Genomic DNA, 12,444 nt, shown 5'->3' on the forward strand with positions numbered 1-12,444 from the left:
AATTTATAGTGGAATTGGGAATAGTTATGAAGTGGCCGCAGCGAGAGGAAATTCAAGATTCAAGATTCAAGATTTGTGATTTGGGATTTGATTTGTCTTTGGGTGTCGGGGTGTTTGGCTTTATTTGGGCGCTTCGTAAAATTCTTAAGGTCTACATAGTTTCAAAAGTATTTCGAACCCAAATTTTTCTTTACCGGATGCCTGCTGTATTTGGAATTAGCCGTATTTAGAATATTTCAAAAAAGCGGGTAGGTCGCATTATTATATATCCCAAATAAAAATGGCCCGACAACAGAGGGTCAGGCCATTTTTTTCTAACTATAAACAATCAACACTATTCTTTCAGCAGTCTTCTGGTGGTTACTCCGGTTTCGCCTTTAATTCTTACGTAATAAGAGGCGGCGGCAAGCTGGTGTACGTCTATTGCTCGCTGCGTACCCATACCACGAAGGTCGTTCACCTGTACCAATCTGCCCCTTAGATCATAAATTTCCAGGCTCTCAAGCTGCATTGCCTGCGGATTACTGATGTTCAGGATGTTCTTGGTGGGGACTGGGTATAGGCTTATACTTCCCAGATCCTCATGCTGACTTACGGTTCCCAGCACGCTCTCTACGGTAAGCTGGAACGTACAGGTTGCGGTATTGCCATATTCATCTGTTGCAGTAAGGCTTATGGTATGCACCCCATCAGATAACGGGGTTCCAGCTGCGGGAACCTGGTCGGTGAGGGTAATAGGGTCGGTACAGTTGTCGATAGCCGAAGCCTCGCCAGTAGCAAAATAGTCGGGCAGGATATAGAACAAGTTACCTGCGCCAGGATCTACCGTTTGGTCTGCCGGACAAGTTAATTCTGGGGCAAGTAGATCTACTGCCGTTACTGTTGCGGTACAAGTGGCAAGATTGCCATTATTATCCTGACTGAACACCTGTACGGTTACTGGCGTTCCGATATCGGCACAGCTAAATTCGGTTATGTCCACGGCCACGGTAAGGATGCCACAGGCATCGTCGTTTGAAGCGATCACATCACTAGGATCGAGGATTGCAGTACCGTTGGCTCCAATTTCAATCGTGAAATCCTGGCAGACCAAGACGGGGCTTGTATTGTCGGAAACCGTTACGATGGCGGTACACGTGGAAGTGTTTCCGTTTACATCGGTTACGGTCAAGACCACGGTATTGTCGCCAATATTTGAACAATCGAAGGTATCAATATCGAGCTCGTAGCTTGCAATGCCGCAGGCATCCATAGAGCCATTGTCTATATCGGTAGCGGCTACGGTAACGGTTCCCGTTACGGGATCAAGTGCTACCGAAAGGTTTTGGCAGGCCACCACAGGAGCCGTTACATCCTCTACAGTAACAATGGCCGTACAGCTACTGCTGTTTCCATTCACGTCGGTTACGGTAAGCACTACGATGTTCTCGCCTACATTGCTACAATCAAAAGTATCCATATCTATGGAGATATCGGCTACCCCGCAGTTATCGCTACTGCCTCCGTCCACATCGGCTGCCGTAATAGAGGCATTGCCATTTGCATCAAGTGGGATGGTAATATTCTCACATACGGCCATCGGTGCCTCAACGTCGGTAACCGTAATGGTAAAACTACAGCTGCTCACATTCCCATTTACATCGGTAACGGTAAATTCTACCGTGCTTACGCCTACTGGGAACTCGCTTCCACTGGGCAGTCCTGCCGTTTGCACCACAGTATCGATACCGCAATTGTCTAGAGTATAGGGTTGTGGGAAATAAACCAGGGCGAAACAGTCGCCGAGACGGGTTTCTGAATTAACATTGGTAGGGCAAACGATAGTAGGGGCTATATTATCCTCTACGGTCACCACAGCAGTACAGCTAGAGACGTTGCCATTGTTGTCGGTTACGGTAAGTACTACATTATTCGCACCCACATTGGAGCAGTCGAAAGTAGTGATGTCGATATTGGTAGATGCAATACCACAGGCATCGTTTGAACCTCCATCAACGTCTGCAGGGGTTATGGTCGCGTTACCATTGACATCCAACTGCACGGTAATATTCTGGCAAATGGCGGTTGGGGCCACGTTATCCTCCACGGTTACCACCGCGGTACAGGTTGAGACGTTTCCGTTGTTGTCGGTTACGGTAAGTACTACATTATTCGCACCCACATTGGAGCAGTCGAAAGTAGTGATGTCGATATTGGTAGATGCAATACCACAGGCATCGTTTGAACCTCCATCAACGTCTGCAGGGGTTATGGTCGCGTTACCATTGACATCCAACTGCACGGTAATATTCTGGCAGATGGCGGTTGGGGCCACGTTATCCTCCACGGTTACCACGGCGGTACAAGTAGAGACGTTGCCATTGTTGTCGGTTACGGTAAGCACCACATTGTTCGCACCCACATTGGAGCAGTCGAAGGTAGTGATGTCGATACTTGTTGAAGCAATGCCACAGGCATCGTTTGAACCTCCGTCCACATCGGCAGTGGTTATGGTGGCGTTGCCATTGGCATCCAACTGCACGGTAATATTCTGACAGATGGCGGTTGGCGCTATGTTATCCTCCACGGTTACTACGGCGGTACAGGTAGAGACGTTTCCATTGTTGTCGGTTACGGTAAGTACTACATTATTCGCACCCACATTGGAGCAGTCGAAAGTATTTATGTCTATACTGGTGGAGGCAATACCACAGGCATCGTTCGAACCTCCATCAACGTCTGCTGGGGTTATGGTGGCGTTGCCGTTGGCATCCAACTGCACGGTAATGTTTTGGCAGTTGGCGGTTGGGGCCACGTTATCCTCCACGGTCACCACGGCGGTACAGGTAGAAACGTTGCCATTGTTGTCGGTTACGGTAAGCACCACATTGTTCGCACCCACATTGGAGCAGTCGAAGGTAGTTATGTCTATACTGGTAGAGGCAATACCACAGGCATCGTTTGAACCTCCATCAACTTCTGCTGGGGTTATGGTGGCGTTGCCGTTGGCATCCAACTGCACGGTAATGTTCTGACAGATGGCGGTTGGCGCTATGTTGTCCTCAACCATAACCGTGGAGGTACAGCTGGCGCTATTGCCATTCACATCGGTTACGGTAAGGGTAACGGTATTCGGTCCTACTTCTGCGCAAGTGAAGGTATTTGGACTGACGGAAATATTCGCTATTCCGCAATTATCGGTACTGCCGCCATCTATATCGGCTGCGTTCAAGATAGCTTGACCGGTGGTATCCAACTGTATGGTTAGGGGAGCGGCTGAAGTCCATACATAATTAATTTTTGTATTATCTACGTGATCTTGTACATAGGCAGAGGTAGCGGTATTGAACCCCCCTGGATCGTTATAACCCGGGGCTCCGACATCCAAACTGTAATTTTCTGGATGTACCGCAAAACCATTCCCCCAACTATCAAGCCATGCGGTATGGGTGATGGTGGTGGGATCGGTTGTATTTGAATCGATTGAAATTGAGTAATCGGCTGCATTGCCACCAAAAATTAGGGCTGCCGCTTCCTGTGCGCTATATACTGGCGGGTTGGCCCCCCAAGTCGGACCGTCGCTTACCATGTATGATCCTACATAAGTTGGCATGCCGCCGCTACAAACTACAATTGGAGCTTCGGTATCCTCGGCAGTATAGGTGAAAGTTTCAGAAGAAGAAAGCCCTCCCGTATCGGTAGCTGTAACCGTAATTACGGAACTGCCTTGGATACCTGCCTCAGGCGTTGCCGATACCACAAAGATGGTGCCGTTATAACTCACGGAAAGGTTGGCGTCTTGGATCAAGGTTTGGTTGGCAGAAGTAGCCGTTACGGTAAGGCTGGTAGCAGCGTCTTCCACATCCGAGATGGCCACATTTTGATTGAAGGGGTTGCCGGGACATCCTGAAAGATCTGCAATGGGATCTATTACTGGAGCCTGGTTCAGCAGCAATATTTTGTCATTGGAGAAAGAGAAGCAATTTTGGTCGCCCGCAATTCCGCCGTATTCCACTATATAGCCCATGCTCTGGGTAGTTCCCAGATCATTCCATCGGCCATCATTTGCGAAATAGACTTGTAGGTAGTCCTCGGAGCCTCCGGAGTTGTTAGGTTCCCCCGCGTTCCAGTTGGCATATTCCCCTGGTTGGGCAACATTTCCTGTTGAGAACTGGGTGCCGGCCTCAGGACCAGTGATCCAGTACCATCTACCTTCGGCAGCGGCCTGATTTGCGTAGAGGGGTGAGCCTACCGCCAGATTGATTTGGTTAAAGTTGTCTGAGCCGCCAAGCCAGCCGTCATCGGTAAGCTTGTTCTTTATAAAGTTATTTTCCTCTACCGAAGTGGAGGTAGCCAAATAGCCCCGTAGGCCATATAGGGTTCTGGTGGCCGCGGCGGCCTTTGCCTGATCCCAAGTGAGGCTCTGGTTTACATATTCGTAATAGTGGCCGTTGTCTGGGTTGGAAACACTGCCGCCTATAATAAAGGTAATGGTACGGTCGGCTGTATTGTTGCTCGTAGTACGGAACTGCACGTTCTGGAAGAGGTTCTCCAGCTCGCTATCGGCAAGGGTTCCATTTACTGTAAATACGCCGGTAGTGCTGTTATAGGCTGCCGTAATGCCCCCGGGGAGCGTATAGGCCGAATCTAAGGCAAGCATATCGCCAGGTACAAAATTATTTGAGATGGATACCAAGGCCCCGTCTGCATGGCCGTTATAGGTAAGCGTGATGACGGGATCGATGGTGGTAAACACCGTGATATTGCCCATTTGGGTGGCTCCAGCGGAAGTAAGCACATAGGGATCGGGCTCGGTAATGGTGATATTGGCGTTGGCGCTGGCAAAGTTGCCTGCCGCATCGGTAGCGGTTAGCACGACGGTCTGGGTACCCACATCGCTACAATCAAAGCTGGTCTTGCTAAGGGAAAGAGTGAAGGAGCAATTGTCTGAAGAGCCGTTATCAACCATGGCCGGCGTAATGGTAATTCCTGCCGGATCGCTTAATTGTAAAGTAAGATCCTGTGCCAGCACGGTGGGGACGGATACATCTGATACGGTTACGTTAACCGAGGTAACAGTAGTATTGCCACTGGTATCGGTAACGGTGAAATCAATCGGGTTACTGCCCAGATGGGAGCAGTCGAAGTTAGTCTGGCTCAACGTTTTTGATGCGATACCGCAATTATCGGTGCTGCTTATTTCTATATCGGAAACCGAAATAGTAGCGGTGCCGGAGGCGTTGAGGGTCAATGGGAAATTGGTAAGGGCATTTACAGTTGGATTTTCCGTATCTGGCACAGTACCTATAGTAACTGATTCGTTGGCCACACAGCCTTCTTGTGAGGTAACAGTTACCGAATAGGTTCCTGGAGATAGGTTGGTTATAGTCTCCGTAGTAGCGCCCGTGTTCCAAAGGTAGGTATAGGGAGGGGTAGCGAAATCGGAAGCCACTGCGGTAGCAGTACCATCGTTTGCACCTATACAGCTAATATCGGTTTTATTTATTACCGTGGAAAAAGGAAGGGAGAAATTTTGATATAGTACCCCTTCCTGGGAAAAATTATAGAAACCAAAACGTCCTGGAGTGAAAGTGCCGTCAACATCAAAAACCTGGGTGCCATTGATCCAGACACTTATGTTGGAAGCGCCGTATTGTACTTGGAAAGTGTATAGGGTATTATCTGCCCATCCCCCTAGGCTATTATTTATTCCCAATATTTCATTAATGGGGGAGTTCTGGCACCAAAAGGAGTTAATGGAGTTTGTATCCGTACCCTGGATGCGAGAGAGCCTCATAGCTGCCGGAGCAGTACAACCGCCCGCCGATTGGGCCGCCTGCTTCCAATCGAAAAGCAGCGTATTATACTCATTGTCTGGAGTAGATGAATTGGGAGATTGATAGCCAATCACAAAGCCAATAAAATCGTCATCATTGGTAGTTTCTACACGGAATTCTCCTTGAATGGTAATATTGAAATAATCATCATTGCTCACATAAAAGGAGGGGTTGCTATTTAGGGTTTGCCGTACGCTTCTTCCATCCGGCGAAGGCACCCAATTTCCATTGGAGGGATTGCCCTCTACACTCCAGGAATCCAATCCTAGATTTATAAAACACTGTGCCTCTGTATTCTGGGAGACCAATATTCCTAAAATTAGCAGCAGGCCGGAGGCGAAGCATTTTGCCCGCGCGTTGAAATGGTTATACTTTCGATTGTAATAATTCTTCATAAAAATTCTCAATTTGGGTTAAGTATTAAACTGTCTATAGTTGATTTTATCGGAAACACCAATCTATCAATGGGTTGCAATATTCACATAAAATAGAATGCTGCCGAATACAAAGAAATTTTGGTTTAATGGGTAACATGGACTTCAGTCTAATCTCTCTTTACAAAAGATTAGATAAATAATGTGAATTCATAGCAATAGGAGAAAGGGCCAGGAATGGCAACGAAAACATCTCGTGCATAAGCAGGTTTTTAGGTTAAAAATTTGGTTTTCAAAAACGTTAAAATTTTAACATTTCGAGGTGGCAAATTAAGTTGTTTTTAACGTAAATAGGAAGCCTTGTGGATGGATAAAATATAGATGGGTTTATAGATAAAATATAGATAAAGAGAGGCCATTTCAGCTTAAATAATTGAAAAACAACATGTTTAACGGGAAAGGAAAATACGTGGGATTTATGCAGGCATTAACATTAATAGCGAAAGACTTAGAAAAGGAATTCGAATTTTTTTGGGATTAAAAACCCCTTTGTCAAACATAAAAGAAGGATAAAATAGAGGGGATTGTTTTAGAGATCGCGCATCAGTTGCTCGAAGCTTTCGTCATTGTCCTGTAGGTCCATTTTTTTCTTGATCCTGTATTTTTTGGAAATAACACTTTGGTGGCTAATCCCCAAGAGGGAGGCAATTTCCTTATTGGTGAGTTGCAGTTTCAGCAGGGAACAAAAGGCAATATCATTTTCGGAAAGCCCCGGGAACATTTCTGCAAGGTTGTAACCAAACTCAGGATGTACTTCCACAAACTTGGTCTTAAAATGCTTCCAATAGTTTCTTTGATTCAGAATATTTTCAATCTGTGTGGCGACCTCGGGGGCAATATCAGATTTGGTGCTGATTTCCAAAAGATCGCGGATTTGGTTCTGGATATCGGCCACTTCCAATGACATGGCTACGAGCTCCCGTTCCTTATTGCCCAAGCTGTTTTCCTTTTCGGCCCTGAGTTCCTGTTCCAGCTGTTGATTTTCCTGTAAGATAAGGTTGGATTTTTCCAATTGTACCAAGGCCTCTTTTTGGAGGTTCAGTTTTTTGCGGTGGTATTTGTACAGGAGGAGGCTCAATATAAGCAGCAGGACGGCGAATATCAAACTTAGCAGGGTAAGGTTCTTTTGTTCCCGGTTGTATTCCTTTAAAATGGCATTATTCTGGGAAAGCACCTTGTTGCGTTCGCGTTGGATTTCGTTTTGGTACATTTCCTCCAACTGTTTTATTTTAACGTCATCTACCGCCTCGTTAATGGAATCCTTTAAAAAATCGATACGGGTAAAAAGTCGCAGGGCCGTTTCGAAATTGCCGGTTCGGGTATAGGTTTCCCTCGCCTGCAAGAGAAATTGCAATTCGTCCTGGGAGTTCATACGGTGCTTATAATTGGCCGTTGCCTCCTTCACCTTGCTTATTACCTCCTGCGAAGTATTCAGGGCATTATTGTCGTTAAGAAATTTTAAGTAGGTAGCGGCAATGGGTAAAAAGCGGGTTGAATGCACTTCAAGCAGGTAATTGAAGGATTCGCGGAGGGCCTTTTCCGCCAATTCCGGGCGATTGGTCTCGGCGTATATTTTCCCCAGTTTTCCCATGGCCACGTGCATGTATTCCAGGTTGTTTATCTCTTTTAGGCCTTCCTTTGCCTCTAGGAGCCGGGCCTCTCCCTCCTTTTCCCTACCTGTTTCCACAAGGCTTTCGCCGTAGGCCAAGAGGGTGAGGTAGTAGGGTGCGCCTTTTTGTTTTTTGAATTCCGGCAGGGCCTGTTCATAGATATCAATGGCGAACTGGAAGTTGCCGTTGTTGAAATACACATTCCCCAGTTTTTGCTGGAGGATATAGAGGCGGGGATCCTCTGTTTCCTTAAAAATTTCAATAGCTTTCTTTAGGTAGGTAATGGCCTTTTCCTTTTCGGCCATATAACTGTAGTTGGATGCCATTTCGCCATATACCAAGCCCTCCCCATTGAGATCGCCCAAGCCCTTGTAGCGCTTCATGGCTTCCTTAAGGGCCTGCAGCGATTTTGTATATTCCGCCATAGTGCGGTAGTTTATGGCGAGGTTTGAATAGAGCTGGGCCTGGGTAATGGGGTATCCATTGGCAAGGGCTATTCCTTTTTTAAAATAGTATTCGGAGGAATCGTATACCGCCAATTGATTGTAGGTAATGCCGAGATTGCTATAGGTTTTTGCCACGGCGGTATCGTGGCGCAGCTCTGAATATTTTAGGAGTTGGAAGAGGTAGGCCTTAGCCGAATCGGGTTTGCGGAAGAGATTATTTTTTATTTGCTGCTGCAGCCCATCTATTTCGGGACTCTGGGCATTCAGATTTCCACAGAAAATCAACATGGAAAGGAGGAGGAGCGCGCGATGTTTCATAAGTATGTTTGGTGTCCAAATTTAAAGAAAATAATTTTTTCGGGTTTATAAAAATGCGGATGATTTGGTCTTCCTAACAGGGCCAAAAAAACCCTCCAAAAAGGAGGGTGGGGAAGAGTTAATTGGAGAATATAAGTGAATACGGTTTGCTGCTGGGGAAAAAAGTAATTGATTTTCAAAGAAAACAATAATTATTTGCATAAGCAACAAGGGGTTATAGATAAAGTATAGATAGGGCTAAATATTTAACCAAAGATTTAAAGGGTCTGTAATTAACACGGAATCAGGAAATACCAGTTGGATTGGCTTTGGCTTAATAGGAAATATTCTTGAAAAAGAAGACGGCCTATGGTTTTGCGAGAGGGAATAGACCGGCTAAGAGGTCCCGCTACCCCATAAAATCCCTTAATTTAAAAGCATCGGCACTTTTAATGTTTTTCAGGTCCTTCCACTCCAGGGGCTTGGCTATGCTTGCGGTTTGGGTAGGGCGCAGGGAGTAGGGGCAGACGGAGGTTTGGCCGTAGGCATTGCGGAGGTAATCAATAAAGATCTTGCCCTCTCGTTGGTTTTTTCGCACGGCGGTGGTAAAAAGCTCTGGGTGTTCGGCCTCGAGCTCTTGGGCCAGTTCCTTTAACTCGGGCCGGATTTGATCAAACGTTTTGGTGCGGCGTACCGAGTACCAAACGTGGAACCCGTTTTTACCGCTCGTCATCAAGTTGGGCTCCAAGCCTTTTTTCCTAAAAAAATCGCCGGTAATTTTTGCGGCCTCTTTTACCTGCTGAAAGGAGTCTTTGGGCGGGTCCAGATCAAAGATCGCCTTGTCTGGCTTGTGCAGGTAGTCTTTGGTGGAAAGCCAGGTGTGGAACCCTACGGTGCCCTGGTTGGCCAGATAGACCAAACTCCTTTTTGAATTGCAGATCACTTGGGTATTGCTGCCGTCTTCGGTTTCAACGGTAACCGTTTTTACGAAATCGGGAAAATAGTCTGAGGCCTTTTTCTGATAAAACCCATCGGAATCCACCCCATCGGGGAAGCGGTGGAGGGTAAGGGGTCTATTTTTTAGAAACGGCAGCATCTTTGGGGAGATCTCTTCATAATATTGTACCATTTCCAGCTTGGTGATGCCCGCGTCGGGGAAGATAAGCTTGTCGGGGTTCGTGATTTCTATTCCTGCTATTTTCATGACTATTGTTCCTTGATTACATTTTTTGCTTCCTTGTCGTTGCGCATGCCCAAAAAACGGGGATGTCGTAATTTGCCTGCCTTTGTCCATTCCGTAAAGCCAAATTGGCCTACATATTTTGGGGCTATCCAATGGAGGTTGCCGTTTTCGGGATCGTCAAAATTTTGGAAGGGGCTGGTCTTTCTTTCAATTTTATCAAAGGCCTGGCGCCATTTTTTTAGGAAATCATCGTCAAAGCCGGTGCCCACCTTGCCCGCATATTGCAGGGAGCCGTTTTTGTAATAGCCCACCAGCAGGGCTCCAAAGCCTACCCGTTCGCCCTGTGGCTCGGTAAAACCCCCTATTACCAATTCCTGCCCCTTGGAACATTTGAATTTTAACCAGTTCCTGCTTCGCGAGTGGACATAGCTTGCCGTGGCATCTTTTGCTATAAGGCCTTCCCAGCTTTTTTCACAGGCATCCTTTAAGTATTCCGTACCCGCTTGGTTTTTGTGGGGGGTGTAGCGAAGGGGCGATTGCCACTGGAAGGCTTTTTTCAATACTCTTTTTCGTTGCCGCAAGGGCAGTTCCGTAAGGTCATAATTTTTAAAATAAATAAGGTCAAAAAGATAGAGGTACACTTTTACGCGGGTATTGGCTATTTTTTCGGCATCCTGCAACTGCATTCGGCCTTGGAGTTTGCCAAAGCTGGTAAGCTTGCCCTTGAAGGCAACGATTTCACCGTCGGCAATCAAGTCTGGCAGGTTTTGCCGTTGGAGGACTTTTACCAATTCGGGATAGGTGTGGGAAATGTCATTTTCATTGCGGGAGTAGAGCACTACGTTTCCCTGCTGTATGCACACCAGGCAGCGCACCCCATCCAGCTTGCGTTCGTAGAGCCAGTGGGGGTCGTTAAAATAATCATCGGTTAGGGTAGCGAGCATGGGTGGGACAAAGCCTGGGAAAGCCGACTTTTTCAGTTGCCCAAGATACTTTTCCGAAAGGATGTCCTGCAATATTTTCATGGCCTATTCCTCTTCCTTTGCGATTTCCTTCAGGCTGCGGCCGGTCATCGCACTCTTGGTTTCGGTGCTTACGGGGTTGCGGCGCGCATCTGCCTGGGCGTCATCCTTCTTTATCAGCAGCCAGTTGCCCTTCATCTTGCCCGATTTCATTTTGATAAGGGCATAACCGCCGCTAAGCTTCTTGCCCTGCAGCGCTACTTCTACCGTGCCCATTTTATAGGATTGCAGTAGGTCAATGGGGTTGCCTTCTTCGTCTTCCTTAATATTTTGGAAGGTGCCGGTGTCCCAGATCATTACCGTGCCGCCCCCGTACTGGCCTTTGGGGATGGTGCCCTCAAAATCAGCATATTCAAGGGGATGGTCCTCAGTGGGGATGGCCATACGCTTTACGCTGGGGTCGGTGCTGGGGCCTTTGGGGACGGACCACGACTTAAGGGTGCCGTCTATCTCCAGCCGAAAATCGTAGTGCAGATTGGTGGCATCGTGCTTTTGTATCACAAAAATGGGAGTGTCGGCACTTCGCTTTTTGGAAGACCCTTTGGGTTCCTTGGTTTTGGTGAAATCGCGCTTGCTCTGATATTCATTTTGCTTTATCATGACTTGCAACTTAATAATGAACAATTTACGAAATGAAGCGCTTGGGTTTTTATAAAGAAGTGCTAAAAGATTCATGGTTTAAGATTCAAGATTTGGGGTTAAGAGTTTGTAGAGTACTAAATAAGGTTGACCTTTTTTGAAGTTGGTTATTTAATTTAAAGTTACTAATTCTGAGTATGTTAAATAAACTGTGTCAAATTAAAAAAAGGATGTATAAACTTTTTGAATTTGACATTTAATGAACGAAAATTTTGATTTTGAAAAATTCTCACGCGATGTTATTGAGAAATTGGTACCGGACAGACAGGCGTTTTTGCTTTTCAAATTACTTTTGAAGATGGACAAAAAGAAAGTTTCAAAGTTCTGAAGAAATAACATTCCCATAATACTATGGCAAAAATAGAGGACACCCAGAGTGATACTTTACTTTGTCTTCAAACCTACAGATATAGTATTTCGTAATTCGTCTTTCCTTTTATTGGGAAAAGTTCTTTTGCCGAATAACTATTTAAGAATTTCAATATTTTCGTTTCTCTCCCCAGAAAATCTTTCCCGTTTACGGTTTCCCGTAATGGGAAAGTAATATTTTACAATAAATTTGAAGAAATCAATTTATCTATAACCTGCTTTTGTAAGCCAAAATCACCCAATGGGGAACCAGGCCCCAAGTGGCCACCTCGGGAAATTCGGGGGACCGGTCTGTATAGATTAAAAGGTCTGGGTGGCTGAATCCAAATGTATGATAGATGGGCAAATCGGTTAAGGGGGCGAGCTTTTCTATGATTTCTTCAACGGCCTGCGCGTCTGCACGGCGTCTTGCGCGGTGCAGTTGGGCTTCTAGACTGGCTTTAATATCGTAGCACAAAATTTAATTTTTAAAGGTATAAAACGGTCTCGTGTAACCGTCAATTACCGGTTAAATTAGCGTTTACTTTCGGTTTAGCACACACATTAGCTGTAGCGTTTTTTTTAATCCCATAATTTTGGTCTATCAATTTTCATTGCTCTTAAATACGACAAAAATTGCCCTGCATGA

General features: G+C 46.1%; 7 protein-coding genes. 1 reads left to right on the plus strand and 6 read right to left on the minus strand.

Annotated elements, in window-relative coordinates; all coding sequences use genetic code 11:
* Positions 1 to 334 precede the first annotated feature (334 nt).
* The 5 genes from MB09_RS08835 to MB09_RS08860 form a co-directional block, all read right to left on the minus strand.
* Positions 335 to 6,211, minus strand: a complete 5,877-nt coding sequence (locus MB09_RS08835; RefSeq protein ID WP_045080527.1) for an HYR domain-containing protein — start codon at positions 6,209 to 6,211, stop codon at positions 335 to 337.
* A gap of 568 nt (positions 6,212 to 6,779) precedes the next feature.
* Entirely contained in the window at positions 6,780 to 8,624 is a 1,845-nt protein-coding gene (locus MB09_RS08840; protein ID WP_045080528.1) for a tetratricopeptide repeat protein, read from the minus strand.
* Positions 8,625 to 9,012: 388 nt separating this feature from the next.
* Positions 9,013 to 9,807 (minus strand): non-homologous end-joining DNA ligase, encoded by a 795-nt coding sequence (ligD, locus tag MB09_RS08850; protein ID WP_052671327.1) that lies wholly within the window; start codon positions 9,805 to 9,807, stop codon positions 9,013 to 9,015.
* Between the two features lie 2 nt (positions 9,808 to 9,809).
* On the minus strand, positions 9,810 to 10,811 hold the full coding sequence (gene ligD / locus MB09_RS08855; RefSeq protein WP_045080530.1) for a non-homologous end-joining DNA ligase: 1,002 nt from the start codon (positions 10,809 to 10,811) through the stop codon (positions 9,810 to 9,812).
* Between the two features lie 3 nt (positions 10,812 to 10,814).
* Positions 10,815 to 11,408, minus strand: coding sequence for a DNA polymerase ligase N-terminal domain-containing protein (locus MB09_RS08860; protein WP_045080564.1), 594 nt, complete (start codon positions 11,406 to 11,408; stop codon positions 10,815 to 10,817).
* 238 nt (positions 11,409 to 11,646) lie between these two features.
* Here MB09_RS08860 and MB09_RS16520 point away from each other — a divergent pair, with 238 nt between their 5' ends.
* Entirely contained in the window at positions 11,647 to 11,775 is a 129-nt protein-coding gene (locus tag MB09_RS16520; protein WP_262987125.1) for a hypothetical protein, read from the plus strand.
* 249 nt (positions 11,776 to 12,024) lie between these two features.
* On the opposite strand, the gene MB09_RS08865 is transcribed toward MB09_RS16520, so the two are convergent.
* Positions 12,025 to 12,273, minus strand: coding sequence for a hypothetical protein (locus MB09_RS08865; protein WP_045080531.1), 249 nt, complete (start codon positions 12,271 to 12,273; stop codon positions 12,025 to 12,027).
* Between the last annotated feature and the right edge of the window lie 171 nt (positions 12,274 to 12,444).

It is taken from the genome of Aequorivita vladivostokensis, assembly GCF_000952855.1.
Lineage (GTDB): Bacteria > Bacteroidota > Bacteroidia > Flavobacteriales > Flavobacteriaceae > Aequorivita > Aequorivita vladivostokensis.

Coding starts and splice junctions, on each gene's coding strand:
- MB09_RS08835 (WP_045080527.1), bottom strand. CDS start 6,211: ATGAAGAATTATTACAATCGAAAGTATAACCATTTCAACGCGCGGGCA.
- MB09_RS08840 (WP_045080528.1), bottom strand. CDS start 8,624: ATGAAACATCGCGCGCTCCTCCTCCTTTCCATGTTGATTTTCTGTGGA.
- ligD (WP_052671327.1), bottom strand. CDS start 9,807: ATGAAAATAGCAGGAATAGAAATCACGAACCCCGACAAGCTTATCTTC.
- ligD (WP_045080530.1), bottom strand. CDS start 10,811: ATGAAAATATTGCAGGACATCCTTTCGGAAAAGTATCTTGGGCAACTG.
- MB09_RS08860 (WP_045080564.1), bottom strand. CDS start 11,408: ATGATAAAGCAAAATGAATATCAGAGCAAGCGCGATTTCACCAAAACC.
- MB09_RS16520 (WP_262987125.1), top strand. CDS start 11,647: ATGAACGAAAATTTTGATTTTGAAAAATTCTCACGCGATGTTATTGAG.